We start from the raw sequence: 25,431 nt of genomic DNA, 5'->3' as shown, positions 1-25,431 counted from the left end.
GGGTGACTCACTCCTTGGCTTCGGCGGGGACGACGAGCCCCGCGGCGAGGTCCGCGACGATCTCGGCGGGGGTCCGGTCGTCGGTGACGACCTCGACGGTGGCGACCTCGCGGTAGACCGGCACGCGCTCGTCGAGCAGTTTCTTGAACGTGGCGCGGGGGTTCACCCCGGCCAGCAGCGGCCGCGCGCTCGACAGCCCGGTGCGCTGCACCCCGGCGGCGAGGCCGACGTTGAGGAACACGACGGTGTGCGCGGCCAGCCGGGCGCGGGTGCCCGGGGTGAGTGGCGCGCCGCCGCCGAGCGAGAGCACTCCGCTGTGCTCCGCCAGTGCGGTGGTGACCGCTTCCTCTTCCAGCGCACGGAAAGCGGCTTCGCCGTCTTCGGCGAAGATGTCGGAGATGCTGCGCCCGGTGCGGGCGACGATGTCGGCGTCACTGTCGCGGAAGACCAGGCCGAGCGTCTCCGCCAGCAGCGGCCCGACGGTGCTCTTGCCCGAGCCCGGCGGACCGACGATGACCGCGCGCGGGCTCACCAGCGCTCCTCGAGGGCCTTCAGGTACGCCTCGGCGTTGCGCTTGCTCTCGATCAGCGAGTCGCCGCCGAACTTCTCCAGCGCGGCGTCCGCGAGGATCAGCGCCACCACGGACTCCAGCACGACCCCGGCGCGCGGCACCGCGCAGACGTCGGAGCGCTGGTGGATGGCGACCGCGGGCTCACCCGTCCGGACGTCCACAGTGGACAGTGCCTTGGGGACGGTCGAGATCGGCTTCATCGCGACGCGCACGCGCAGCGGCTCGCCGTTGGTGATGCCGCCCTCCAGACCGCCCGCGCGGTTGGACCGGCGGGTGACGCCGACCGGGCCGGAGCCGCGGTCGATCTCGTCGTGCGCCTGGCTGCCCCAGCGGCGGGCGGTGGTGAAGCCGTCGCCGACCTCGACGCCCTTCATCGCCTGGACGCCCATCAGCGCGCCGGCCAGCCGCGCGTCGAGCCGGCGGTCCCAGTGGACGTGCGAGCCGAGGCCCGGCGGCAGGCCGTAGGCGATGACCTCGATCACGCCGCCGACGGTGTCGCCCGCCTTCCGCACGGCGTCGACCTCGGCGACCATCGCGTCGGTGCCTTCCTGGCTGAAGGCGCGCACCGGGCTCTCGTCGATGGCGGGCAGGTCCGCGGCGACCGGCAGCGGGCCTTCGGGCGCGTCCGCGCCGCCGATGGACACGACGTGGCTGAGGATCTCGACGCCCAGCAGCTGCCGCAGGTAGTTCCGCGCGACGGTGCCCAGCGCGGTGCGCGACGCGGTCTCCCGCGCGCTCGCCCGCTCCAGGACCGGGCGCGCCTCGTCGAAGCCGTACTTCTGCATGCCCGGCAGGTCCGCGTGGCCCGGCCGCGGCCGGGTGAGCGGTTCGTTGCGGGCGAGGCCTTCGAGGATCTCCGGGTCGACCGGGTCGGCCGCCATGACCTGTTCCCACTTGGGCCACTCGGCGTTCTCGATCTGCACGGCGATCGGGCCGCCCTGGGTGCGCCCGTGGCGGACGCCGCCGAGGAAGGCGATGTGGTCGGTCTCGAAGCCCATCCGCGGGCTGCGCCCGAACCCGAGCCGGCGGCGGGCCAGCTGCCCGGTGACGTCGGCGGTGGTGACCTCCACCCCGGCGGGCATGCCTTCGAGCACGGCGGCCAGCGCGGGTCCGTGCGATTCACCTGCGGTGATCCAGCGCAACATGTCCTCAATCCTGTCACGGGCGCCGAGGGGACCGGAGCAGCGCCCCGGCCCCTCCCGCAGAGACAGCAGGAAGGGACAAGCGCACACATCCGGACGGCGGATGGCCACTCCGCCGAAGGGTTGCCGCGGCGGGTGCGGGACGGGCTGCGCGAGCCCCGGCGGCGAGGGCGCGCGGAGTCACGCCGCGGGTGCGGAGGGCGGGACACGGCCCTCGATCGGACAGCCGCTATTGCGAGCCTGAGCCGGGCAGCCGCCGACCATGGTGAGCCGGCCGGACACAGGTGGCGCGACTCCGTCACAACGCGAGCGGGAACAGCACACACAGCCACGCCGCGGCGAGGAGGGCCGGGCCGTGCGGGACGCGGTCCTTCCGGCTGACAGCCGCAATGGCGAGGGTGATCAGCGCGGCCGCGAGCGTCGCCAGGATCAGGGCGGGCCAGCCCGCCGCGCCCAGGACGGCGCCCAAGCTGCCGGACAGTTTCACGTCGCCCGCGCCGAGTCCGGCCGGGGCGAGGTGGTGGATCGCCGCGTGTGCGCCGCCGAACAGGAGTGCGCCCGCCGCCGCTCGGATGGCGAGCGACGGTCCGCCGCCGCCCAGGGCGGCCGCGCCGATCGCGGCGCCGAAGAGGGGGTACGCGGGCAGGGTCAGCACGTCGGGCAACCGGAGGTGGCGCAGGTCGGCGAGGGTCAGCGGGACCGCGAAGACGGTCAGCAGTGCCGGGACCGGGAGCCACCAGCCGGGCCAGCCACCGGTCAGCCAGCGGACGGCGACGGCCGTGGCGCCGAGGGTGGTCAGACCGGCGGCGGTGGCGACCGGGATCGGGGCGGCCGCGCGCCTCAGGGCCCAAGCCGCGATCGGCACGGAGATTGCGGTGGCTGCGACGAGGAAGAAGATCACCTCACCAGCCTGCTGCGGGCGAGTTGACCAGGGCAAATGCCGGGCGTCACGAACGGTCCGTTCGCGACGTTCCGGCGTTGGTTTCACTCCTGTGGGCGACAGGCCGACACGGGCACCGCATGGTGGGCGAGCGGGAGCGGAGGGTGGCTCATCCGGGACCCCCTGCGTCCCGGATGAGCCACCGAGGCCTCACGAGCTCACAAACTCAGCCGCAGCAACGCTCGTCCGCTTCCACCGCGGACTTCCAGCGCAGCCATGTCCGGGGTCTTCAACGCCGTGCCCACCACGATGCGGGCCGTGTTGTCCGGCAGGGCCTTCCACGTTGCCAGCTGCGTCTCCTTGCCGTCGCGGCCTATTGCCACCAAGGCGTAGTCGCCGCCGCTGCGGCCGCCCGTGTAGCTGCATGACATGTCGACTTCGGTGCCCCACTCGTGGACGCCCAGGCGCGCGTCGGCGCGGACCGGGAACTGCCCCAGGGCCGTCAGTGCCAGCGGCTGCGGATCCAAGGCCGGAGCGGCGGGCGCGGGTAACGCCGCCACCACTCCCAGCGCCACGCACGCCGCCACCGCCACCGCGGCCGACACCGACGTCACCGCGTTGCGGATCCGGCGGCCGCGGCGCACCCGCTTCAGCACCGACGACAGCAGGTCCGGCGGTGGCGGACCAGCGTCCGCTACCGCGCTGACCTGCGGTGGGCCGCTCTGGGCCAACAGCCCCGGCAGGCCCGCCAGCTCACGCACCGCGGCGGCACAGCGCTCGCAGCCGCGCAGGTGCTGCTCGAAGCGCTGGCGGTCCTCGGGGGACAGCGCCCCGAGCACGTACGCGGCGTCGAACGACGCGAACGGGTCTTCACTCACTGGGTCACCCCCCTCTCCTCGAGCACCAGGCGCAGCGCGCGCAACGCGTAGTGCGTGCGCGACTTGACCGTCCCCTCGGCCACCCCCAGCCGCACCGCCGCGTCCGCGACCGAATACCCCTGGAAGTAGCACAGCACCAGCACCTCGCGGTGCCGTTCCGAGAGCTCCGCGAGCGCCTCGGCGACCAGCCAGCCCTGCACGGCGCGGTCGGTGCCGTCCGCGACGGCCCGCTCCGGCGGCTGGTCGGTCATCACCTCCGAGCGCGCCGACGCCGAGCGCCAGCCGTCGATGGCGATCCGCCGGGCGACCGTGAACAGCCACGCCCGCGCCGAGCCCTGGGACTGGTCCAGCACCGTCGTCGACCGCCAGGCCCGCAGCAGCGTCTCCTGGACGACGTCCTCGGCGCGGATCCGGTCCCCGGAGGTCAGGTGGAGCGCGTACGACCACAGCGCGGCCGCGTGCTCCTCGTGCAGCGCGCGCATCAGCGCGTCCTCCGCGACTTCGCCCACGGGGTCAGACCGCGACTTTGCGCCGGTCCTTCACGACCATCAGCGCCAGCCCGCCGATGATGCAGATCACCTCGGTGATCACGCCCCAGTACTCCGGCTGGCTGTTGAACTGGTCGTGGTTGCCGGCGAAGCCGACCGTCGCGGCCAGCACGTACGCACCGAGCGTCAGCGCCCCGAAACCGAACGCGCCCAGCGCGGGCAGCCAGTGCCGCCAGGCCAGCACGGCGATCGCGAGCACCAGCCCGGCGATCGCGTCCAGCAGGAACAGCGGGCCGACGATGCCCGGGTAGTCCTCCGTCCACAGCACGTAGTGCACACCCGCCGAACCCAGCAGCGCCACCGCCGTGACGATCCGCAGAACCCAACCCACCATGATCGTTCCTCCGCTCCACACCCACTCGGGTAATACACGGAACAGGGGGCGTTCCGGTTCACCCGCCCCGGTGGGAATTGAACCGAAGCGATGTCGATCTCGTTTAAGAGGCATGACTGCCGAACTGCACTCCCGCCGCACCGTCCTCACCACCGGTGCCACAGTCGCCGGTGTCGCCGTGGGCGCCGTCGCGCTTTCCGCCTGCGGATCCTCGGACGACTCGAAGCCGGGAACCGCCCAGGCGCCCATCGCCGCAGGTACCCCGCTCGTGGCGCTCGCCGACGTCCCGGTCGGCCAGGCCAAAGCGGCCAAGGCGCCGGACGGCTCCGACGTGATCGTGGCCCGCACTTCGGACTCGGCCGTCGCCGCGTTCAGCGCGATCTGCACGCACCAGGGCTGCACGGTCGCGCCGAAGGGCGCCGACCTGGTCTGCCCGTGCCACGGCTCGGTGTTCAACGCCCTCACCGGCGAGGTCAAGCAGGGACCGGCCAACAAGCCGCTGCCGGCCGTCGCGGTGAAGGTCGAGAACGGGAAGGTCGTCACCGGCTGACGGGCCGGGAGACAGCGAAGGGCCCTTGTGGACGGTGATCGTCCACAAGGGCCCTTCGTGTGTGACAAAAGCGACTCAGGCGTCCCAAGCGAACAGGCGCTCGCCCGCCGTGACGTCGCGGTCGCCGTCCAAACCGGACAGCACCTCCGCGCCGGCGTCCAGCGCGACGACGGGCACGATCGCCGAGTAGCCCGCCGCGGTCACCGCCTCCGGGTCCCAGCTGACGATCGGCTGCCCGGCCCGCACCTGCTCGTCCTTGACGACGTGCAGCGTGAAGCCCTCGCCCTTCTCCTTCACCGTGTCGATCCCCAGGTGCACGAGCACGGCCTGGCCGTCGTCGGTCTGGACGACGAAGGCGTGCGGGTGCAGCGTCTTGATCGTGCCGTCGACCGGCGAAACCGCGTCCGCACGGCCACCCGTCGGCTGGACGGCGATGCCCGGACCCACCATGGCCTGCGCGAACACCGGGTCCGGGACCTCGGTGATCGCCACCACGTGCCCGGCGACCGGGCTGAGGATCTCCAGGCTCACAGCAGGTCCTCGATGTCGCTGGCGATCGTGTCCGCCTCCGGCCCGACGATCACCTGCAGCGCCGTGCTCCCCATCTTGACGACGCCCATCGCGCCGGCCTTCTTCAGGGCCGCCTCGTCGACGAGGCCCATGTCCTCGACCTCGCACCGCAGCCGTGTGATGCAGCCCTCGACCTCGGTGAGATTGCCCGCGCCGCCGAGTGCCGCGAGGATCTTTTCCGGCCTGTCATCCGCCATCGCGGTCTCCTTGTTCACTGTTTGTTCCCAACCTGACGCGAACCGCGTGTCCACCTGTACTACGCCGTTCGTCGGCATGCACGCCGCCGCGGGCCACGAACGGATAACGGTGGGTTGACACCCGTCCGCGCGGCGGAGCATCCTGCCCCATCAGATCATTGGTCTAGACCGGAACGTACCAATGTTCCGGACCGGACGCGAGCACCGGTCCCCGGGGACCGAGAACGAGGAGGGTGACGCCGATGAGCGCGGCCGCGCACGTCCCGCCACCCGACCGGGTCGTCAACGGGCCCACGCCCAAGCACGCCCAGCTGCGGGAGATCCTCCGCCGCACGGTGGAGCGCGAGCTCCCGCCGGGCGCGCCGATCCCGTCGGAACGCGAGCTGGCGCAGCGCTACGGCGTGTCGCGGCTCACGGTCCGGTCGGCGATCGGCAAGCTGGTCGAGGAGGGCCTGCTCGCCCGGGTCCGCGGCAAGGGCACCTTCACCGCGGCCCGGCGGATGGAACTGCAGCTCTACCTGATGTCGTTCACCGACGACATGCGGCGGCGGGGGCTGACCCCGACGACCGAGGTGGTCTCCGCGGCCACCGAGGTCCCACCCACCGCCTCCGCGCACGCCCTCGGCCTGGCCGAGGGCTCCACCGCACACCACCTCGTGCGGTTGCGCCACGCCGACGGCGTACCCCTCGCCGTCGAACGCGGCTGGTACCACGCGGGCCGGGCTCCCGGCCTGCTCGAGCTCGACCTGACCCAGTCGCTCTACGCGCAGCTGGCCGAGACGTACGACGTGCGTCCCGACCAGGCGTGGCAGACGGTCTGGGCCGAAGGAGCGGACCGCGAGACGGCCCGGCTGCTCGGCATGCGCGCCGGCAGTCCCCTGCTCGTGTTCCGCCGGGTCTCCAGCGCGAACGGCGACCCGATCGAAGACATCACGTCCTGGTACCGGGGAGATCACTACCAGGTGACCATGCAGTTGGACCGGAACACCCCGGAATCCGGTACCCCACCCCACTATGGAGGTTCCTGATGAGCTCCACCACCGCGGAAGGGGCGACGAAGCGCAGCGGCAGCGGTCTTGCCGGTCTTCAGCGCTTCGGCCGTAGCCTCATGCTCCCGATCGCCGTGCTCCCGGCGGCAGGGATCCTGCTGCGTTTCGGGCAGGACGACATGCTCGGCAAGGACGGCCTGGGCTGGAACAAGGTCGCCTCGGTGCTGGGCGCCGCGGGTGGCACGCTGTTCAACTGGCTGCCCCTGCTGTTCGCGGTCGGCATCGCCGTCGGCTTCGCCCGCAAGGGTGACGGCTCGACCGCCGTCGCCGCCGTTGTCGGCTTCTTCGTCTTCAGCGCCGTCATCCAGGTGTTCGCCCCGCTGGCCGACCTCCCCGGTTACAAGGCCGGTGCGACCGAGCTCGCGCCGATCAAGTGGCCCTACTCCGTACTCGCCGGCGTCGTCGTCGGCATCGTGGCGGCGTTGCTGTGGCAGCGTTATCACCGCATCAAGCTGCCGGCCTACTTGGCGTTCTTCGGCGGCCGCCGGTTCGTCCCGATCATCACCGCGCTGGTCATGGTGATCCTCGGCGTGATCTTCGGTCTGGTCTTCCACTGGGTCGACCAGGGCATCCAGGCCGCCGGTGACGCGGTCACCGCTTCCCCGATCGTGGGTGGCGGCATCTACGGCGCGTTGAACCGGCTGCTCATCCCGGTCGGTCTACACCAGCTGCTCAACGTGCCGGTGTGGTTCATCTTCGACGGCGGCGACATCAACAACTTCGTCGCGGGCAAGCTGTCGGCGGGTGCCTTCACCACGGGCTTCTTCCCGATCTTCATGTTCGCGCTGCCCGCCGCGGCCCTCGCCATCTGGCAGACGGCCCGTCCGGCGCAGAAGAAGGTCGTCGGCGGTGTGATGATCGCCGGCGCGCTGACCTCGTTCCTCACCGGTGTCACCGAGCCGATCGAGTTCTCGTTCATGTTCGTGGCGTGGCCGCTGTACCTGTTCCACGCGGTCATGACCGGCACCTCGCTGGCCCTCACGAACGCGCTGGGCATCCACCAGAGCTTCAACTTCTCCGCCGGCGCGATCGACTACCTGCTCAACTTCAACGCCCCGGCCGCGCAGAAGCCGTGGCTGCTGATCCCGATCGGGCTCGTCTACGCGGTGATCTACTACGTGGTGTTCCGCTTCGTGATCACCAAGTGGAACCTGCGCACGCCGGGTCGCGAGGACGAAGCCGTCCAGGCCGACCTCGACGCGACGGCCGCGAAGTAAGATCGAGAACGACGTAACCCCGTAGCGAGAGGACGAACATGCCGGAGAAACGCGTCGCCGTCGCGAGCAAGGTGGGCCTGCACGCCAGGCCGGCCGCGCTGGTGGCGAAGGCGGCCGCGGCGCAGCCCGTCGCGGTGCAGATCGCCAAGGCCGGGGGAACCCCGGTGGCCGCCGGCAGCGTGCTCAACCTGATGACACTCGCCGCCGGATACGGTGACGAGGTCGTCATCAGCGCCGAGGGCGAGGGCGCCGAGGAGGCCGTGGAAGCGGTCGCCCAGCTGGTCGCCACCGACCTCGACGCCTGAGGAGACAACCACCGCGAAGGCCCCCGCACCGGTCCCCGACACCGGTGCGGGGGCCTTCGCGGCGTTTCGTAGGGTGGACGCATGGAAAGCGTGCGCCTGATCGACGAGTGGCCGGTGGACAACGCCGCGACGGCCGTGGTGACCGCAGACGGTACTGTCCGCGGCCGCCACGGCGACACCACGCGGAAGTTCCGGCTGGCCTCGGTCAGCAAGCCGCTGACCGCCTACGCGGCGCTGATCGCGATCGAAGAGGGCGTCGTCGAGCTCGACACCCCGGCCGGCCCCGAGGGCTCGACCGTGCGGCACCTGCTGTCCCACACCTCCGGGCTCGCGTTCGACGCGCACAAGGCGATGGCCGCGCCGGGCACCCGCCGGCTCTACTCCAACGCCGGTTTCGAGCAGCTGGCCGACGCGCTGGCCGAGCACTCCGGCATCCCGTTCGCGCGGTACCAGGCCGAAGCCCTGTTCGGGCCGCTCGGCATGACCGGCACCACCCTCGACGGCTCGCCCGCGTCCGGCGCGGAGTCCACTGTGGATGACCTGGTCGCGTTCGCCGCCGAGCTGCAGGCGCCGAAGCTGCTCGACCCGGCCACCGTGGCCGAAGCCACGAACGTCGTCTTCCCCGGCCTTTCCGGTGTGCTGCCCGGGTTCGGCCACCAGAAACCCAACGACTGGGGCCTCGGCTTCGAGATCCGCGACCACAAGAGCCCGCACTGGACCGGCGCGAACAGCTCGCCGCGGACCTTCGGGCACTTCGGGCAGTCGGGCACGTTCCTCTGGGTCGACCCGGACGCCGGGGCGGCCTGCGTCGCGCTGACCGACCGCGCCTTCGGGCCGTGGGCCGCCGACGTCTGGCCGCGCTACACCGACGCCGTGCTGGCGGACCTGGGCGCGTGAAACGGCTTCTCCTCGCGTCACTGCTCCTGCTCGCCGCCTGCAGCGCCCCCGAAGCCGCGCCGGCCCCGTCGTCGACGCCGCGATCGACGACGGCCGACGCTCCCCCGGCGCTCGGCACCAACGGCGCCGCGGTGCCCACGCTGCGCTGGACGCCGTGCCGCGGCGGCTTCCAGTGCACGCCCGCGGCCGTGCCGCTGAGCTACCGCGAGCCGAAGGGCCGGGCGATCACGCTCTCGGTGATCCGGCTCCCGGCGAGCGACCCGGCCCGGCGGATCGGCTCGCTGTTCTTCAACTTCGGCGGCCCGGGCACCGACGGCGTCGGCGAGCTGACGCGGTTCGCCGCGCGCTACCCCGACGAGCTGCGCGCCCGGTTCGACCTGGTGGGCTTCGACCCGCGCGGGATCGGCGGGTCGGCGCCGATCAGCTGTCCCGGCGCGGACCACCCGCCGGCGATCCCGTCGCCGCTGCGGCAGCCGGACGGCTTCTTCGCGGCCGGCGCGGCGCCCGGGAAGGCGTGCGCGGCCGGTTCCGGCGACCTGCTGAGCCACCTCTCGACGGCGAACGTGGCGCGGGACATGGACTTGCTGCGCCAAGCCGTCGGCGATCCGGCGCTGAACTTCTACGGCTACTCCTACGGCACCTACCTCGGCGGCACGTACGCGAACCTGTTCCCGGACAAGGTCCGGGCGATGACCCTCGACGGCACGCTCGACCTGGTCGCGAACGCCACCGGGAAACCGGGGCAGGAGCAGCAGCCGGTCGACGTCCGGGCCGACGTCGCCACCGCGCAGCAGCAGGAACTGGACCAGTTCTTCACGGTGTGCGCCGCGGCCGGGCCGAAGTGCGCGTTCTCCGGCGGCGACCCGAAGGCGAAGTTCGCGGGTGTCTTCGCCCACGCGTCGCGCGGGCCGGGCGTGTCCTCGCTGATGCGGACGATCGACAGCGCGTTGTACCAGTCCGGCCGGTGGAAACGCCTGGCGGAGACCCTTTCCGCGCTTCCGGCGGACTCCGGAGCCGCCGCGCCGGTGCTCGACCCGTACGTGCCGACGCACTCCCCGAGCTTCCTGGCCGTCCAGTGCGTCGACAGCGACAACCCCACGGCCCCGGCCGGCTACGCGGCGCTCGCGGCGAGCGAAAGCAAGCGGCAGCCGTACTTCGGGCTCGGCGCGGTGTTCTCGATGGCGCAGTGCGTCGACTGGCCCGCGCACGACGCCGACCGGTACACCGGCCCGTGGAACCGGGCGCGCAAGAACCCGGTGCTGGTGCTGAACAACCGGTTCGACCCGGCGACCCCGCTGCACAACGCCCAGGCGACGGCGGCCGAACTGGGCGACGGCCGGGTCCTGGTGGTCGACGGCTACGGCCACACGTCCCTGGACGTCCACAGCGCCTGCGCGACGGCGGCGGTGGTCCGGTACCTGGCGGACCTGGCCGTGCCGGCGGTGGGGACGAGCTGCGCCCCGGACACGGTGCCGTTCCCCTGACACCGCGGTCGTGAGCGGAAAACCGGGTTGGGACCCTGTTTCTCACTCACGACCCGGTTGTGCGCCGCGTTCAGCCGGATGGCCGCGCGGGGCAGGGTCCAACGGCCCTGCCCGGCGCGCGGGCCGGGTGGTGTCATCTAGGGGTGCGGGCCCGCCCGGGCCGGTGCGGGGACCTCGGGCCCCGGCGGGCCGCACGCCCTACTCCATGACGCGGATCGGGGAACCCGCCTGGTAGGCCGCGATGTCCTCGACCGCGTCGCCGTAGAAGATCTCGTAGACCTCCCGCGTGACGAAGCCGATGTGCGGCGTCAGCGTCGCGTTCTCGAGCGTCCTCAGTGGATGGTCCGCCGGGAACGGCTCGGTGTCGTAGACGTCGATCGCCGCGCGGATCGTCTTGCGCCCCAACGCGTCCAGCAACGCCGCCTCATCGACGATCGGGCCGCGCGAGGTGTTCACCAGCAGCGCCCCCGGCTTCATCGCCGCCAGTTCCTCGGCCCCGACCAGGCCGCGGCTGCGGTCGCTGAGCACGAGGTGGATCGACAGCACGTCCGAGCGGGCGAACAGGTCCTCTTTGGACACCGCGGTGACGCCGTGCGGCTCGGCCTTCTCCGGCGTCAGGTTCTGGCTCCAGGCGATGGTCTCCATCCCGAAGACCTGCCCGATCTTCGCCGCGCCCGCGCCGAGCCGGCCGAGGCCCAGCAGACCGAGCGTCTTGCCGTGCAGCATGGTGCCGACGCTCGTCTGCCAGCCGCCTTCGCGCATGGAGCGGAACTCCTGCGGCAGGTTCCGCGACGCCGCGAGGATCAGCGCCCACGTGTGCTCGGCCGTCGGCTCGCCGATGTACCCGGTGGCCGTCACGACGACGCCGTTGCGCCGCGCCGCCGCGACGTCGATGGCGGCGTTGCGCTTGCCGGTGCTGACGAGCACCTTGAGGTCGGGCAGCCGGTCGAGGACCTCGGCGGTGAACCGGGTCCGCTCGCGCATCGCGACGACGGCTTCGAACCCCTGCAACTGTTCGACGACGTCTTCCAGCGGCTCGGTGAAGACCGTGATGTCGGCCCCCAGTGAGTCCCAGTCCCCGAAGGTGAGGGCGACGTTCTGGTAGTCGTCGAGAATGGCGATCCGCATGATCTCACCGTAGCCCGGCGCCGCCCTTCCGGCCGACGTGACCCCGCTCTCTTGAACGCGTTCAAAACAAGGCCTACAGTCTGTCTTGAACACGTTCAAAACTTGGAGGGACCATGGAACCCGTCGTTGTCGCCTACGCGCTCTACCTGCTGATCAGCATCCCGTTGACGGTGCTCGTCGCCCGGACGCTCAGCAAGCACGGCCGCACCTTCCTCACCCAGGTCTTCGAGGACAGCCCCGGCCTGGCCAACGCCGTCAACCAGCTGCTGGTCGTCGGCTTCTACCTGATCAGCCTCGGTTTCGTGACGCTCTTCCTGACCAGCCGGGCCGACGTCGGCACCGCCCGCCAGGTGTTCGAGGTGGTCTCGGTGAAGGTCGGTGTCGTCGCGCTCGTGCTCGGCGTGATGCACCTGTTCAACGTCCTGGTGTTCAACGGCATCCGCCGCCGCCACCTCGCCCCGAAGGCCGCTCCCGCACCGCAGCAGCCGGTCTTCGCCGGCCGGCCCGTGCCCTACCCCGGCGCGCCGGGCCCGCAGGTCCCGCCCTTCCCCGCGCCCTGACGTGCCCGCCGCTAACGTGCAGACCGTGCCGAAGAGCGAGGAAACGCGGTCCCTGATCGTCACCACCGCCATGCGGTTGTTCACCGAGAACGGGTACGACCGCACGACGATGCGCGCGATCGCCGCCGAGGCCGGGGTCTCGGTCGGGAACGCGTACTACTACTTCTCCTCGAAGGAACAGCTGATCCAGGGGTTCTACGACGAGATCGCGCGGCTGCACCTCGACGCCGCCCGCGCGCGGCTCGGGCACGAGACCCGCTTCGCCGACCGCTTGAAGACGGTCCTGCTGTGCTGGCTCGAGCTGGCCGAGCCCTACCACCGCTTCGGGACGCAGTTCTTCGTCAACGCGGCCGACCCGGAGTCCCCGCTGAGCCCGTTCAGCGAGGAGTCCTCGGCCGCCCGCACCGCGTCGATCGAGCTCATGCGCGAGGTCGTCGACGGCTCCGACGTCAAGCTCGACCCCGAGCTGCGGGCGCAGCTGCCCGAGCTGCTCTGGTTGTTCCAGATGGGCGTGGTGCTCTTCTGGGTGCACGACCGCTCGGCCGGCGAGAAGCGCAGCAAGATGCTGGTCGAGCGCAGTGTCCCGCTGCTCGCCCGGCTGGCCGCGCTCTCCCGGCTGCGGGTGTTCCGCCCCGTCAGCCGGGAGATCGTCGACCTGATCCAGGACCTGGCTAAGCGGGATTGACCGCCCGGAAGTAGAGGAACCGCGGCTTGGTCCGCAGGTTCTTCGCCCACTTCGGGTCGGCTTCGTCGGCCTCGGGCACCGGCATCGGCTCGACCAGCCGGTCGACGGCGAACCCGGCGTCGCGGACCGCGCCGAACACCCAGCTCAGCGGCCGCCGGTAGAACCGGACCGGGTGCGGCCGCCCGCCGAGCCCGAAGTCGTCTTCGAGCAGCTCGACCTCGAAGTAGTTCTCCTTGTCGAACCAGTGCCAGTCCTCGCCGGGGTGGTGCACCGAGAACACCAGCGCGCCCCCGGGCTTCAGGACCCGGCGGAACTCGGCCAGGGTGGCGTCCCAGTCCTTCAGGTAGTGCAGCACGAGCGACGCGGTGATCACGTCGATCGAGCCGTCCGCCAGGTCGAGCGGCCGGGAGACGTCGGCGTGCTCGAACCGCGCGACGTCGCCGAACTTCCGGCGCGCGACGGCGACCATGCCCGCGCTGGCGTCGACGCCCACGACGTCGGCACCCCGCTCGGCCAGCAGCGCGCTCAGGTGCCCGGCCGCGCAGCCGACGTCCAGCACGCGCTTGCCTTCGACGTCCCCGGCCAGCTCCACGATCGCGGGCCGGTCGTAGAGGGCGTTGGTGACGGACTTCCCGGCGTGCTCGGCGTAGGCCTCGCTGTAGTCGTCGTACTGCTCGGCGCGGGCGCGGCCGAGGATCTCCTCGACCACCTCGGTCTTGGCGTCGGCGTAGTTCTGGACGTACTTCCACTCCCGCGCGGCCAGCTCGCGCTTCTTCGCGGCGTAGAGCTCCAGCTCTTCCGGGTGCGACCGCAGGCGGTCGCGGAAGAGCCGGTAGCGCGCCGCCTGGCCGTTGCCCGGCGAGTACGTGTGCAGGTTGACGTTCGTGTCCGGGCCCTTGAAGCAGCGGTGCTTCTCCCAGTCCGGCTCGCGGATGACGAGCCGGTAGCCCGCGCCTTCGAGCGCCGGGACGTAGAAACTCTCGTCGTCGGAGTCCGGCACCTCGAGGTAGATGTCGACGCACGGCTTGGCGCACAGGCCGGGCACCGACGTCGACCCGACGTGCTCCAGGGCGAGCACCTGCTCCCCCAGGGCACCGCGGATCCGCTCGGCCTCGCGTTCGAAGGCCTTCGGCCACTCCGGGTCGTAGTCGACGAGCGTCACGGTCGAGTCGAGCTTGGGCGGCTCACCGCCGACCCAGGCCCTCTCCAGCTGGTCGTCGTTCAGCGCTTCTTGGCTGGTCATTCCGGTAGACCCCCTTGTTCAAGGCAGTCGGCCAGAATATCAACCTGGGGCAAGCGGTTTACCCGATCGGCAGCGGCAGCAGGTTCCCGGTCGCCTCGCGCAGCGCGTCACGCATCGCCGCGCGCGGGGCCGGCCGGCCGGTGAAGTGCTCGGCCTGGCCGAACGCCTGGTGCAGCAGCATGTCCAGCCCGGTCGCGAGCTTGCCGCCGCGGACGGCGACGGCGTCGGCGAGCGGCGTCGGCCACGGGTGGTAGATGACGTCGAGCACGTGCGCGACGGCCGCGAGGTCGGCGACGTGCGCCAGGACCGCGTCCGGCGGGACGGTGTTCACCAGCACCGCGGCTCCGGCGGCCAGCGCGGCGAAGTCCGTTTCGGCCCACCGCAGCACCTCGACGTCGAGCGACGCCCGCTTCGCCGCGTCGAGGGTTTCGCCGGCCCGCGCGGGTTCCCGCACGACCAGCCGCACCTGACGCACACCCAGCGCCGCCAGCCCGACGACCGCCGCGGCCGCGGTACCACCCGCGCCGAGCACGATCGCCGTGTCCGACGGCGACGGCGTGTACCCGCCCGCCGCGCGCAGGGCGCCGGTGACGCCCTCGACGTCGGTGCAGTCCGCGAGCCAGCCCTTCGCCGTGCGGACCAGCGTGTTGGCCGCGCCGACCGCGGCCGCCCGCGACGTCACCTCGTCCGCGTGGTCCAGCGCCGCGCGCTTGCCCGGCATGGTGACCGAGAGCCCGGCCCACTCCGGGCCGAGGCCCCCGACCAGCGCCGGGAGCTCGTCGGCGGCCGTCTCGATGCGCTCGTAGGTCCAGCCGGTCAGGCCGAGCGCGGCGAACGCGGCGCCGTGCAGCACCGGGGACAGCGAGTGCGCCACCGGCTTGCCCAGCACGGCCGCCTTGCGCGGCTCAGATGACACCGCGTTCCCTGGCCAGGTCCCGGTTCTTGTTGTGCTCGTCGTTGGTGACCGCGAAGCAGGACAGGCCGTTCTTCTCGCACTTGACGAAGTAGACCCAATCGCCCGCGACCGGGTGCACCGCGGCCTGGATGGCCTCGGGGCTGGGCACCGAGATCGGCGTCGGGGTCAGCCCGGTGTTCTTGTACGTGTTGTACGGCCCGGCCTTGATCCGCTCGGTCTCGTCGGTCAGCAGGGTCGGCTTGTCCAGCACGTAGTTGACGGTGGAGTCCATCTGCAGCCGCATGTTGATCGCCAGCCGGTTGTAGATCACCCGGGAGAGCTTGCCGAAGTCGGCCTTCACCGCTTCCCGCTCGATGATCGAGGCGATGATCAGCGTCTGGTACGGCGTCATCCCCGGACCGGTCGACTGCGGGCTCAGCCCGGCGTTCTGGATCGCCTCGGTCGAGCTGCGGACCAGCTGGCCGATGATCTCGAGCGCGGTCGCCCCGGGCTTGACGTCGTAGAGCCCCGGCGCGATCAGGCCCTCCAGCCTGCGGTCCTTGCGGTCGGCCTTGTTGGCGTCGGCGACCGCCCAGTCGGGCACGCCGAGCGTCTTGAGGTCCGCCCCGTCGACGGCCTTGCGCAGGTCGTCGGTGGTCACGCAGGTGCTCTTGCCGTCGATCTGCGCGCACGACGCCTTCGCCATCAGGCTGTACACGCCGGGCGTGATCTTGCCGTCGGGCTGGGTGATGTCGTCGAACTGCGTGTACGGCCGGACCTCCAGCTGCCCGACCCGCGAGGTCGGCGCGACGATCCGGTCGACCGCGCTGGCCCCGGACATGTGCGACTTCATGACGTAGAAGCCGTGCTGGATCTTCGACAGCTTCGGGTTGTCCGCGCCGGCCTTCACGAAGGCCTTGCTGCTGGCGACGACGCCCGCCGTCGTGAGCTTGGCGCCGATCGCCGACGTCGAGTCGCCGTCGTCGACCTGGAACAGGACGTCGCCGTCGCCGGCGCCGTCGTAGTCCGCGTAGCCGAAGAACCGGTTGAAGCCGTAGTAGGCGCCGCCGGCGAGCAGGACGATCACCGCGACCGCGGCGATCCAGCCGAGCGCGCGCTTGCCCTTCTTCTTCCGGGGCTTCGCCGGCTCTTCCTCGTAGTCGTCGTAGTCCTCTTCGTACTCCGGCTCGCCGTAGCCGTCTTCGGCGTACTCACCGTCGTCGTCGTACTCCGCGTACTCGTCGTACTCGTCCTCGGCGAAGAGGGCGTCCCCGGCCGGCTGCTCCTCGCGCGGCGCGCGGACGGGCTCGAGCGCCGGGGGCGGCGCGGTCTGCGCGGGGATGATGTCGGTGACCGGCTCCTCGCGCACCGGCGGGGGCGGCGGGCGGCGCCGGCGCGGCGGCTCGGCGCCGGGCGCGGGCACGCCGGCAGGGCGGTCACCCGGCTGGCCGGACCGTCGCACGGGCGGTTGGACGGCGGCGGGCGGCTCGGCGGCCGCACGACGGCGCTGCGGAGCCTCGCTTTCGACCGGTTCCGGGGCGGCACGACGCCGTCTCGGGGCTTCGGCCGGCTCTTCGGGTTCCGGGCGACGACGCCGTGGCGCCTCGGCCACCTCTTCGGGTTCCGGGGCCGGACGACGTCGTCGTGGCGGCTCGGGAGCCTCTTCCGGCTCGGGAGCGCGGCGCCGGCGGGGAGCCTGGACCTCGGAGCCCTCGTCGAGACCGTGCCGGGCGTGGGCGGCGCGCGCCGGGGCGGCCCGGCGGGCCTGCGGGTCGAGCTCGTCGTCGACCGGGGGCAGCGCGTCCGGCGGTTCGAGCCGGCGACGGCGCCCGGTCGGCGGCGCGTCGCGGCGGGGGTCGGCGGCCGGGGGTTCGGCGGGCCGGCCCTGCCGGGACGGTTGCGGCAGATCGTGGTAACCGCTCGGCTGCTGCTGCGCACGCCGCGGGGGCACCTCGTGCCGGTCGCTCGGCTGCTGCGGCCGCCGGGACGGCTGGGGCAGCTCGTGGTAACCGCTCTGCGGCTGCTCGTGGTAGCCGCTCTGCGGCTGCGCACGGCGTTGTTCGGCCGCCCGCGGGTCGCGCGGGTCGGCTCGGCGGGGCGCGGGTCGGGCCGGCGGCGGGGCCGCGTCTTCCGGCTCCCGCAGCCTCCGGCGGCCTCGCGGGCGCTCAGGCTCCTCGTCGTTCATCGGTCTCCCTCCCGGGCGCGGTGCGCAGCAGCGGCGTCGATCCAGGCCTGCAGGATCTCGACGGCGGCGGCCTGGTCGACCACCGCTCGCTGCTTGCGGCCTTTGACCCCGCGCTGGGAGAGGATGCGGGATGCGGTGACCGTGGTCAGCCGCTCGTCGCCCAGCCGGACCGGCACGGGCGCGACGCGCCCGGCCAGACGTTCAGAATACGCGATCGCCAGCTCGGCCGCCGGACCCTGCCGGTTGGCGAGCGTGCGCGGCAAGCCCACGATCACCTCGACCACCTCGTGCTCGGTGACGAGGGCGGCCAGCTGGTCCAGATCACTGTCGTCGGTCGCATCGCGGGAGAGGGTAACCAATGGCGACGCGAGCACGGGGGCCGGATCGCTCAGAGCGACCCCGACCCGGACCGAGCCGACATCCACACCGAGGCGCCGGCCGCGGCCCGGATCGGACACTCCGGGCCGATCCGGACCCCGGTTTCCGCGGTTAACCAATGCCGGCGATCGCCGCGCGCAGGGCCGTGACCGCGTCGGCCGCGCCGGCCGGGTTCGTGCCACCGCCCTGGGCCATGTCGGGCTTGCCGCCACCGCGGCCGCCGATCTTCCCCGCGAACGACGGGACGAGCTTGCCCGCGGCGACACCCTTGTCCTGGGCCGCCTTCGTCGTCGCGACGACGAAGCTGAGCTTGTCGCCCGCCGGCGAGAACAACGCCACCACGCCGGGCCGCGAGCCGAGGCGGCCGCGCAGGTCCGAGGCGAGCGCGCGCAGGCCGTTGCCGTCGACGTCCGGGACGACCTCGGCGACGACCGTGACGCCGCCGACGTCCTGCGCCTTGTCGAGCAACGCGCCCGCCGAGCCCAGCACCTGCTGGGTCTTCAGCTGGGCGATCTCCTTCTCGGCGTTCTTCAGCCGGGTCAGGACGTCCTCGATGCGGCCCGGCAGCTCGTCCGAGGGCACCTTGAACGTGTTCGCCAGCTGTGAGACCAGCAGCTGCTCCTTGCGGACGTACTTCAGCGCGTCCGTGCCGACCAGCGCCTCGACGCGGTGCACACCGGAGCCGATGGACGCGTCGGAGACCAGCTTGACCAGGCCGAGCTGGCCGATCCGGTCCACGTGCGTGCCACCGCAGAGCTCGCGGGAGTACTCGCCCATGTCGACCACGCGGACGTCGTTGCCGTACTTCTCGCCGAACAGCGCGACCGCGCCCAGCTCGAGGGCCTTGTCCTTGGTCGTGGTGAAGCTGTTGACCTCGACGTCGGTCTGCAGGTAGTCGTTGACCTCCTGCTCGACCTCGGTCAGCACGTCCGCCGAGACCGAGCCGGGCGTGGTGAAGTCGAACCGCATCCGGCCCGGCGAGTTCAGCGAACCCGCCTGCGCCGCGCGCTTGCCGTAGGCGCCGCGGACCGCCGCGTGCACCAGGTGCGTCGCGGAGTGCGAGCGCTCGATGGAGAGCCGGCGGTGCGCGTCGACCGAGCCGGTGACCTTCGAGTCCAGGCCGACCTCGCCGTCCAGCACCTCGACGCGGTGCACGAACAGCCCCGGGACGATCTTCTGGACGTCCAGGACCTTCAGCTCGACGCCGTCGCCGAGCAGCACGCCGGTGTCGGCGACCTGGCCGCCGCTCTCGGCGTAGAACGGGGTGCGGTCGAGGACCAGCTCGGCCTTCTTGCCCGCCGAGACGCTGCGGACCGGCTGCCCGTCTTCGAGCAGCGCGACGACCTTCGCCTCGGCCTGCAGGTCGGAGTAGCCGAGGAACTCGGTCTCGCCGTGCTGCTCCAGGACCTTCCGGTACTCCGAGAGGTCGCCGTGGCCGGTCTTGCGAGCCGCCGCGTCCGCCTTCGCGCGGGTGCGCTGCTCGTTCATGAGCGTGCGGAAGCCGTCTTCGTCGACGCTCAGGCCCTGCTCGGACGCCATCTCCAGGGTCAGGTCGATCGGGAAGCCGTAGGTGTCGTGCAGCTGGAACGCCTTGTCGCCGGCCAGGACGTCACCGCCGCCGCGCTTGGTTTCCTCGGCCGCCATGTCGAAGATGCGCGAACCGCTGGTCAGCGTCGCGAGGAAGGCCTCCTCCTCGATCCGGACGACCTCGTTGATCCGGTCGAAGCCGCTGACGAGCTCGGGGTAGGTCGGGCCCATCGTGTCGCGCACGACCGCGGCGAACGACTGCAGCACCGGCTCGTGCACACCCAGCAGGCGCGAGGAGCGGACGATGCGGCGCAGCAGCCGGCGCAGCACGTACCCGCGGCCGTCGTTGCCCGGGGTGACGCCGTCGCCGATCAGCAGGACGCCGGTGCGGGCGTGGTCGGCGATCACGCGGAAGCGGACGTCGTCGGCGTGGTTGCCGCCGTAGCGGCGGCCGGAGAACTCCTCGGCGCGGCCGATCACCGGGCGCACCAGGTCCGTCTCGTAGACGTTCTCGACGCCCTGCAGGATCGTCGCGACGCGCTCGACGCCCATGCCGGTGTCGATGTTCTTCTTCGGCAGCTCACCGATCGGCTTGTGCCCGAGCTTGGGGCTCAGCTCGCCGCGGATGTCCTGCATGAAGACGAGGTTCCAGATCTCGATGTAGCGGTCCTCGTCCGCGACCGGGCCGCCCTCGCGGCCGTACGCCGGGCCGCGGTCGTAGTAGATCTCCGAGCACGGGCCGCCGGGACCGGGCACGCCCATGTCCCAGTAGTTGTCCTTGCCGTCGCGCACCTGGATGCGCTCGCCGGGCAGGCCGGTGAGCTTGCGCCACAGGCCGGCCGCTTCGGCGTCGTCCTCGTAGACCGTCGCCCACAGGCGGTTCGGGTCGAGGCCGTAACCGCCGTCGCTCTGGGGCTTGGTGATCAGCTCCCAGGCGTACTCGATGGCGCCTTCCTTGAAGTAGTCGCCGAAGGAGAAGTTGCCGGCCATCTGGAAGAACGTGTTGTGCCGGGTGGTCTTGCCGACCTCGTCGATGTCCGGGGTGCGCACGCACTTCTGCACGGAGGTCGCGCGCGGGTACGGCGGCGGCGCCTCACCGAGGAAGTACGGCTTGAACTGGACCATGCCGGCGTTGACGAACAGCAGGTTCGGGTCGTCGAGGATCAGCGGCGCGCTGGGCACGCGCGTGTGGCCCTTGCTCTCGTAATGGCGCAGGAAACGGTCGGTGATTTCGTGTGTGTCCACGGGTCAGGTCCTTGTGCTGGTGCCGGAGTACGGATGACGACGGCGGCGGAGCGGCTTCCGGGTCGCGAAGACGCGACCGGTCAGCCCTCCGCCCGGCGAGCTCGCCGGACGGGCCGCCGGGCTTCGGCGGCGTGCCGGCCCGAGGCCTGCGGCGTCACCACACCCGACCGCTGCTCGACCATCTCGTGCAACTCCTGCTCCCGCTCGCTCATGCCCGCGCGCACCTCGGCGCCGAACGAACCCACGGCGCCCGCCAGCTCGCGCACGGCGTCACCCAGGTTCGATGCTATCCCGGTGGGAGTGGCCTGACGAGCGGTTTCGGCGGCCTTGCGGGACAGCGCGACCCCGGCGACCACGCCGACGCCGAGCCAGAACAGCCGCTTCACTTCGCGGCCTTCTTCGCGGCCTTGGCGGCGTTCTTCTTCTTGCGCGCCCGGATCGCCTTGCTGAGCCCGTAGGACAGCGCGGCGGTCTTGACCAGCGGCCCACCCAGCGTCGCGGTGAACACCGACGTCAGCGCGGAGACGTTCCCGGTGACGGCCTGCGCGTTCGACGTGATCCCGTCCACCCGCTCGAGCTGGGCGTTGACGTGGGTGATCGTCTGGTTCGCGCCGACCAGCAGCGGGTCGGTGTTGCTGTTGGTGCGCTCGATCGCCTCGGTGGCCGCGTCCAGCGTCTTGCCGAGCTTGATCAGCGGGATCGCCAGCAGGACGACCAGCACCACGAATGCTCCTGCGGCGATCAACGCGGCGATCTGCCCTGCCGACACGGGCCCTCCTCGGTTCACTGGGACTTGGAGTCTTGGGTGCTGGTGAGGTTACCGCCTGGCCGGGTCCCCGACCGTGTCACCCCGGGCGGGCCGGAAATTGCGTCGACCGGGGTGCCGGCCGCGCGGTACACCTGAGCGATGGGACACGACGCCGGGCCCGGTCACCGGGTCCTCTCCGGACCGGCCGGAGCGGCGGCCGACGTGCTGGCCGCGCTGCCCGGCGCCGACCTGACGACGGTCCAGCTGGAGATCGCGCGGCGGCGCGCGGCCCGGCTGGCCGCCACCGACGTGCTGCGGCGCCACCGCACCGACCGGTTCACCGGGGCGAGCCCGCTGCCGTTCGCCCTGCTGCGCCGGGTCGAGGACGCGCTGCTGACCGCCGCGGACGGCTTCGAGCCGGTCACCCTGTCACCACTGATCCAGCTCGGCACGCATTCGGCGGTGGCCGGGCTGGCCCAGCACCGGGTGGTGGCCACCGGCCGGGGCACGGAGGTCGCGGCGGACCCGACGACCGGCCTGGCCCTGGAAGCGGCGGTCCGGCGCGCGGACGGCGCCGTCGTCCGGCTCGCGACGGTCCAGCGGGTGGTGCGCGCCCAGCCGGTCCCGGCCGGGCTGTTCGCGCACTTCGCGATGTTCGGCGCGGTGACGGCCGGGCGCGACACCGGCGACCTCGGCTTCGAGCGGCAGCACGCCGCCGAGCACGCGCGGCTGCTGGCCGCGGGGTGCCGCGCGCTGGGTGCCACGGACGTCGAGCTGGCGGTGACGGTGCTGGACCCGCGGTTCGAGGGTCTCCTCGACGACGCCGGCGTGCGGGTCCGCCCGTTCCCGGAACGCGCCGGCGGCCGCGGCGGCTACTACGAAGGCTTGTGTTTCAAGGTGTTCGCGTCCTTCGGCGGCGAACTCGCCGAGGTAGGCGACGGCGGCTTCACGCCGTGGACGCGCAAGCTGCTGGGCAACGCGAAGGAACGCCTGCTGACGAGCGGCCTGGGCGTGGACCGCCTAGCCACGCTCCTTGAGCACCGCGCGGTAGAGGGCCGCCATGTCCTCGTCGCCGTGGCCGGCTTCCACCGCCGTCTCCAGGTGCGACAAGACCGCCCGCGCGCCCGCCACGTCGACGGTGTCGCCCGCGGCCTCGACCACCAGGCCGGCGTCCTTCGCCGCCAGGGCCGCCGGGAACGACGGCTCGTAGTCGCCCGACAGCATCGCCGCGCCCTTCACGTGCGCGTAGCCGACGTCCAAGCCGCCGCCCTTGATCGTCTCCAGGAACAACGCCGGGTCCAGGCCCAGCGCGCCGGCGAGGCCGAGGCTCTCGGCCGTGCCGTTGGTGAGCGTCAGCACCCACGCGTTCAGCACCAGCTTCAGCCGGCTGCCCTGGCCGGCCGGGCCGAGCCAGCGCGTGCGGATCGCGACGGCGTCGAACACCGGCGTCGCGGCCGGGCGGGCCTCCTCCGGGCCGGACGCCAGGACCTGCAGCTGCGCCTGCTCCGCCGGCTGCCGGGTGCCGAGGACCGGCGCGTCGACGAACACCACGCCCGCTTCCGCCGCCAGCGCGGCGAGCCGGTCGGTCCAGTCGAGGCCGACCGTGCTCATCTGCAGCCACAACGTGCCCGAAGCGGGCGAAGCGGCTTCGAACGCCGACGCGACGGCGGGACCGTCGGCCAGCATCGTCACCAGGATGTCGGCGCCGTCCGCCGCCGCGGCGGCCGAATCGGCCACCGTCGCGACGTCGGCGAGGGGCTCGGCCTTCTCCCGCGTCCGGTTCCAGACGCGGACGTCGAGGCCCGCCTTCGCGATGTTGGCCGCCATGGCGGCGCCCATGATCCCGGTACCGAGGAACGCGATGCTCATGCGCCCATCGTGCCGAAGACTCCGCCGCCGCGCAGTCCACGGACGGATGAGCGAAGAGTTCCGTGCCACCGAAGGCTTCTACGGCAAGCACTTCGCGGCGGAAGTACCCGCGGTCAGTAGTCGCCGAGGAGGCAGAACGGGTGGCCCGCCGGGTCGGCGTAGACGCGCCAGCCCCGGCCGCCCAGGTCAGGGTCGAGCAGCCGGCCGCCGTACGCGAGGACCTGGTGGTGCGTCTGGGCGAGGTTGTCGACCTCGAAGTCGAGGTGGAACTGCTGCGAGTGAGCCGGATCCGGCCAGCGCGGCGGCTGGTGGCCGGGAGCGCGCTGGAACCCCAGGACCATGCCGTTCACGTGCAGGGTCGACCAGTCCTCGTCCACCCGCCAGCGGGGGTCCGGGAGATCCACCTCGCCGCCCATGATCGCTTGGTAGAAGTACGCGAGCACGACGGGTTCCGGACAGTCCAGGACGATGCACTGCAGCGTCGCGGGCACGGGGATGCCTCCTGCCTTCGCTGGGCCGCCCCCCTGTGTTCAGGCCGCCCCAAGCCGCGAAGCTTACGAAACCCGATGATCTTGCTGCCTCCGGCCCACGTTCGGTGCCCGCTCCCGCACGGGCCGTGCGGGAGCGGGCCCGCGATCCTCAGGCGTCGCCCGGGTCCGCACCGACCTGAGCCGAGCCACCGGGACCGCCGAAGCCGCCCGTCGCGGTGTGCAGGCCCGCGGTGCGGCGCAAGGAGAATCTGTCGATCTCGACGCCGTCGTTGCGCAGCGTCCGCACGGTCAGCGTGGTCTTCCGGCCGAACCACGCCGGCTCGACGTCGATCGCGAGGAACGAGTAGCCGGTGTAGCGCACGCGCGACCAGCCGACGGTCTCCGTCTCCTGCCCGCCGCCCTTCACCCAGTGGTAGCTGGTGAACTCGCCGTCGAAGGTGTCCGGCACCGGGAAGCTGTAGACGCTGCGGCCGCCACCGCCGCAGGTGGCGTAGACCGTGCCGTCGCGGTCCGGGTCGACGGTGTCGCCGATGGCGACCTTCTTCGTGACGCGGCCGCCGCGCAGCGCGTCGGTGCGCTCGTAGATGTGGTTGTGCCCGTTGACGACCAGGTCGACGTGGAACTGGTCGAACAGCGGCACCCACTCCTCCCGCACGCCGCCTTCGGACGCGTGCTGGTTGGTCGTCGAGTAGGCGCAGTGGTGGAAGAACACCACGACGAAGTCGACGTCCGGCTGCAGGCGCAGGTACCGCAGGCGCCGCTTGAGCCACGCCGTCTGGGAGCCGTGCGAGTAGCCGCGGTTGGCCGGGATCTCGTACGAGACGTCGTTGGCGTCCAAGGAGATCACGCCGACGTTGCCGTAGATGAACGAGTACACGCTCGGGCAGTCGGCCGGGCCGCTGCCGGGGAAGTCCCAGCGCTTGGTCTGGCCGCCGTAGCCGTCGGGCGAGTACAGCGCTTCCATGTCGTGGTTGCCGGTCGTGACCATCCACGGCACGGACGCGGCGACGCCCTCGATCTGGTTGTAGTAGGCGTCCCAGACCTTCGGGTCGTACAGGTCGTGGGTGCCGTCGGCGACCGGGCCGGGCGGCAGGCCCGCGCCGCTCGGGTCGGCGTAGGCGATGTCACCGGCGAGGAGGTGGAAGCGCGGGTGCTGCTTGGCGACCGCGCCGTCCTGGGCCAGCGCGGTCGTGGAGACACCCTGGTCGCCGAACGCGGTGAAGGTGAACTTCCCCGTCGGGAAGCCGCGCGCGGGCGCGGTGGTGAACGTCGAGAGCGCGGCGGGGCCGCCGTCGCCGTTCGCCGGGTCGTAGCCGTCGTGGCCGACCGCGTAGGTGTAGGTGCGGCCCGGCGTCAGGCGGCTCGCCTCGGCGTGCAGGTAGTACTGGTCGTAGGGCGCGATGACCCCGGCGACCTCGGAGTGCAGCGCCCGCGTCTCGGCCGGGATCCGGTGCCCCCACTGGTATCCGTGGCGGTCGTGGTGCTCGGCGACGCGCAGGAAGGGGTTCTTCACGCGCGTCGGCACTTGCCACGCGACGCGGACGTCCGTGCGCGGGTTGCGCCCGAAGGCCAGGTGACGCCCGGCCGGGGCGACCTTCGCGCCGTCGGCGTAGGCGGTGCCGGGCAGCAGCATCGGGCCGGCGGCGAGCAGGGCACCGGTGGCGGCGGCGCCCTTCAGCAGGGAACGACGGGAGAGGTACTCGTGCTGCTCGGCCATGGTGAGGCGGGCAGCCAGTGCGTCGGGAACGCCGACTCTCGGGATTTCCATGGGCCGGATGCTCGCCGACGCATATGCCCGCTTCGCGTCACCGAAGCGAACACCAGCCGTCCAACTCCCCCGGACTCTCCCAAGGGA

General features: G+C 72.2%; 29 protein-coding genes. 8 read left to right on the top strand and 21 right to left on the bottom strand.

Annotation, left to right across the window (positions count from 1 at the left end; genetic code table 11):
- Positions 1-7: 7 nt before the first annotated feature.
- The 6 genes from MUY22_RS26910 to MUY22_RS26885 form a co-directional block, all read right to left on the bottom strand.
- Entirely contained in the window at positions 8-532 is a 525-nt protein-coding gene (locus tag MUY22_RS26910) for a shikimate kinase (RefSeq protein ID WP_247049127.1), read from the bottom strand.
- Complete coding sequence (gene aroC / locus MUY22_RS26905) at positions 529-1,716, bottom strand: chorismate synthase (protein WP_247049126.1); 1,188 nt, start codon at positions 1,714-1,716, stop codon at positions 529-531. Before aroC ends, MUY22_RS26910 begins: the two co-directional genes overlap by 4 nt.
- Before the next feature lie 295 nt (positions 1,717-2,011).
- Positions 2,012-2,614 carry an A24 family peptidase gene (locus MUY22_RS26900; RefSeq protein ID WP_247049125.1) on the bottom strand — a complete coding sequence of 201 codons (603 nt, stop codon included), beginning with the start codon at positions 2,612-2,614 and terminating at the stop codon, positions 2,012-2,014.
- A 197-nt stretch (positions 2,615-2,811) separates the two neighbouring features.
- Entirely contained in the window at positions 2,812-3,471 is a 660-nt protein-coding gene (locus MUY22_RS26895) for an anti-sigma factor (protein ID WP_247049124.1), read from the bottom strand.
- Complete coding sequence (locus MUY22_RS26890) at positions 3,468-3,980, bottom strand: sigma-70 family RNA polymerase sigma factor (RefSeq protein ID WP_305879311.1); 513 nt, start codon at positions 3,978-3,980, stop codon at positions 3,468-3,470. The genes MUY22_RS26895 and MUY22_RS26890 overlap by 4 nt, the downstream gene beginning before the upstream one ends.
- 4 nt (positions 3,981-3,984) lie before the next feature.
- Positions 3,985-4,353, bottom strand: a complete 369-nt coding sequence (locus tag MUY22_RS26885) for a hypothetical protein (protein ID WP_247049123.1) — start codon at positions 4,351-4,353, stop codon at positions 3,985-3,987.
- A gap of 112 nt (positions 4,354-4,465) precedes the next feature.
- Between MUY22_RS26885 and MUY22_RS26880 the strand changes: the two genes are divergently transcribed.
- Positions 4,466-4,903, top strand: a complete 438-nt coding sequence (locus tag MUY22_RS26880; protein ID WP_247049122.1) for a ubiquinol-cytochrome c reductase iron-sulfur subunit — start codon at positions 4,466-4,468, stop codon at positions 4,901-4,903.
- A 75-nt stretch (positions 4,904-4,978) separates the two neighbouring features.
- Here MUY22_RS26880 and MUY22_RS26875 read toward each other — a convergent pair whose 3' ends face one another.
- On the bottom strand, positions 4,979-5,434 hold the full coding sequence (locus MUY22_RS26875) for a PTS glucose transporter subunit IIA (RefSeq protein WP_247049121.1): 456 nt from the start codon (positions 5,432-5,434) through the stop codon (positions 4,979-4,981).
- Positions 5,431-5,748, bottom strand: a complete 318-nt coding sequence (locus MUY22_RS26870; protein ID WP_305879310.1) for a PTS glucose/sucrose transporter subunit IIB — start codon at positions 5,746-5,748, stop codon at positions 5,431-5,433. The genes MUY22_RS26875 and MUY22_RS26870 overlap by 4 nt, the downstream gene beginning before the upstream one ends.
- A 164-nt stretch (positions 5,749-5,912) precedes the next feature.
- On the opposite strand from MUY22_RS26870, the gene MUY22_RS26865 reads away from it, so the two are divergent.
- The 5 genes from MUY22_RS26865 (at position 5,913) to MUY22_RS26845 (ending at position 10,622) form a co-directional block, all read left to right on the top strand.
- Positions 5,913-6,698: a GntR family transcriptional regulator gene (locus MUY22_RS26865; RefSeq protein WP_247049119.1), complete on the top strand. Its 786-nt coding sequence runs from the start codon at positions 5,913-5,915 to the stop codon at positions 6,696-6,698.
- Entirely contained in the window at positions 6,698-7,936 is a 1,239-nt protein-coding gene (locus MUY22_RS26860) for a PTS transporter subunit EIIC (protein WP_247049118.1), read from the top strand. Before MUY22_RS26865 ends, MUY22_RS26860 begins: the two co-directional genes overlap by 1 nt.
- A 38-nt stretch (positions 7,937-7,974) precedes the next feature.
- Positions 7,975-8,241 (top strand): HPr family phosphocarrier protein, encoded by a 267-nt coding sequence (locus MUY22_RS26855; protein WP_247049117.1) that lies wholly within the window; start codon positions 7,975-7,977, stop codon positions 8,239-8,241.
- Positions 8,242-8,322: 81 nt separating this feature from the next.
- Complete coding sequence (locus MUY22_RS26850; RefSeq protein WP_247049116.1) at positions 8,323-9,138, top strand: serine hydrolase; 816 nt, start codon at positions 8,323-8,325, stop codon at positions 9,136-9,138.
- Positions 9,135-10,622, top strand: coding sequence for an alpha/beta hydrolase (locus tag MUY22_RS26845; protein ID WP_247049115.1), 1,488 nt, complete (start codon positions 9,135-9,137; stop codon positions 10,620-10,622). The genes MUY22_RS26850 and MUY22_RS26845 overlap by 4 nt, the downstream gene beginning before the upstream one ends.
- 198 nt (positions 10,623-10,820) lie before the next feature.
- Here MUY22_RS26845 and MUY22_RS26840 read toward each other — a convergent pair whose 3' ends face one another.
- Positions 10,821-11,750, bottom strand: coding sequence for a D-2-hydroxyacid dehydrogenase family protein (locus MUY22_RS26840; protein WP_247049114.1), 930 nt, complete (start codon positions 11,748-11,750; stop codon positions 10,821-10,823).
- A gap of 113 nt (positions 11,751-11,863) precedes the next feature.
- Between MUY22_RS26840 and MUY22_RS26835 the strand changes: the two genes are divergently transcribed.
- Positions 11,864-12,310, top strand: a complete 447-nt coding sequence (locus MUY22_RS26835) for a hypothetical protein (protein ID WP_247049113.1) — start codon at positions 11,864-11,866, stop codon at positions 12,308-12,310.
- A gap of 25 nt (positions 12,311-12,335) precedes the next feature.
- Complete coding sequence (locus MUY22_RS26830) at positions 12,336-12,995, top strand: TetR/AcrR family transcriptional regulator (protein WP_247049112.1); 660 nt, start codon at positions 12,336-12,338, stop codon at positions 12,993-12,995.
- On the opposite strand, the gene MUY22_RS26825 is transcribed toward MUY22_RS26830, so the two are convergent.
- From MUY22_RS26825 to MUY22_RS26770, 12 genes are all read right to left on the bottom strand, one after another.
- The gene (locus tag MUY22_RS26825; protein ID WP_247049111.1) at positions 12,982-14,238 is read right to left on the bottom strand and encodes a GrpB family protein; all 1,257 of its coding nucleotides are present in this window, start codon (positions 14,236-14,238) and stop codon (positions 12,982-12,984) included. The two genes, MUY22_RS26830 and MUY22_RS26825, sit on opposite strands and share 14 nt — an antisense overlap.
- Before the next feature lie 58 nt (positions 14,239-14,296).
- Positions 14,297-15,127, bottom strand: coding sequence for a shikimate dehydrogenase (locus MUY22_RS26820; protein ID WP_247064143.1), 831 nt, complete (start codon positions 15,125-15,127; stop codon positions 14,297-14,299).
- 16 nt (positions 15,128-15,143) lie between these two features.
- Positions 15,144-17,318 (bottom strand): endolytic transglycosylase MltG, encoded by a 2,175-nt coding sequence (mltG, locus tag MUY22_RS26815; RefSeq protein WP_247049110.1) that lies wholly within the window; start codon positions 17,316-17,318, stop codon positions 15,144-15,146.
- Positions 17,315-17,776: a Holliday junction resolvase RuvX gene (gene ruvX, locus MUY22_RS26810; RefSeq protein WP_247049109.1), complete on the bottom strand. Its 462-nt coding sequence runs from the start codon at positions 17,774-17,776 to the stop codon at positions 17,315-17,317. Before ruvX ends, mltG begins: the two co-directional genes overlap by 4 nt.
- Before the next feature lie 31 nt (positions 17,777-17,807).
- The gene (gene alaS / locus MUY22_RS26805) at positions 17,808-20,468 is read right to left on the bottom strand and encodes an alanine--tRNA ligase (RefSeq protein ID WP_247049108.1); all 2,661 of its coding nucleotides are present in this window, start codon (positions 20,466-20,468) and stop codon (positions 17,808-17,810) included.
- Positions 20,469-20,548: 80 nt separating this feature from the next.
- Entirely contained in the window at positions 20,549-20,854 is a 306-nt protein-coding gene (locus tag MUY22_RS26800) for a hypothetical protein (protein ID WP_247049107.1), read from the bottom strand.
- Positions 20,851-21,237, bottom strand: coding sequence for a DUF948 domain-containing protein (locus MUY22_RS26795; protein ID WP_247049106.1), 387 nt, complete (start codon positions 21,235-21,237; stop codon positions 20,851-20,853). Before MUY22_RS26795 ends, MUY22_RS26800 begins: the two co-directional genes overlap by 4 nt.
- 161 nt (positions 21,238-21,398) lie before the next feature.
- The gene (locus MUY22_RS26790) at positions 21,399-21,641 is read right to left on the bottom strand and encodes a hypothetical protein (protein ID WP_247049105.1); all 243 of its coding nucleotides are present in this window, start codon (positions 21,639-21,641) and stop codon (positions 21,399-21,401) included.
- A 4-nt stretch (positions 21,642-21,645) separates the two neighbouring features.
- Positions 21,646-21,939 (bottom strand): hypothetical protein, encoded by a 294-nt coding sequence (locus tag MUY22_RS26785; protein WP_247049104.1) that lies wholly within the window; start codon positions 21,937-21,939, stop codon positions 21,646-21,648.
- A gap of 297 nt (positions 21,940-22,236) precedes the next feature.
- A complete protein-coding gene (locus MUY22_RS26780) occupies positions 22,237-23,085 on the bottom strand; it encodes an NAD(P)-dependent oxidoreductase (protein ID WP_247049103.1) in 849 nt (282 codons plus the stop codon).
- 113 nt (positions 23,086-23,198) lie between these two features.
- On the bottom strand, positions 23,199-23,576 hold the full coding sequence (locus tag MUY22_RS26775) for a VOC family protein (RefSeq protein ID WP_247049102.1): 378 nt from the start codon (positions 23,574-23,576) through the stop codon (positions 23,199-23,201).
- A 148-nt stretch (positions 23,577-23,724) separates the two neighbouring features.
- The gene (locus tag MUY22_RS26770) at positions 23,725-25,344 is read right to left on the bottom strand and encodes a metallophosphoesterase family protein (protein WP_247049101.1); all 1,620 of its coding nucleotides are present in this window, start codon (positions 25,342-25,344) and stop codon (positions 23,725-23,727) included.
- Between the last annotated feature and the right edge of the window lie 87 nt (positions 25,345-25,431).

The organism is Amycolatopsis sp. WQ 127309 (genome assembly GCF_023023025.1).
Lineage (GTDB): Bacteria > Actinomycetota > Actinomycetes > Mycobacteriales > Pseudonocardiaceae > Amycolatopsis.
This window is presented reverse-complemented; position numbering and strand designations above follow the sequence as displayed.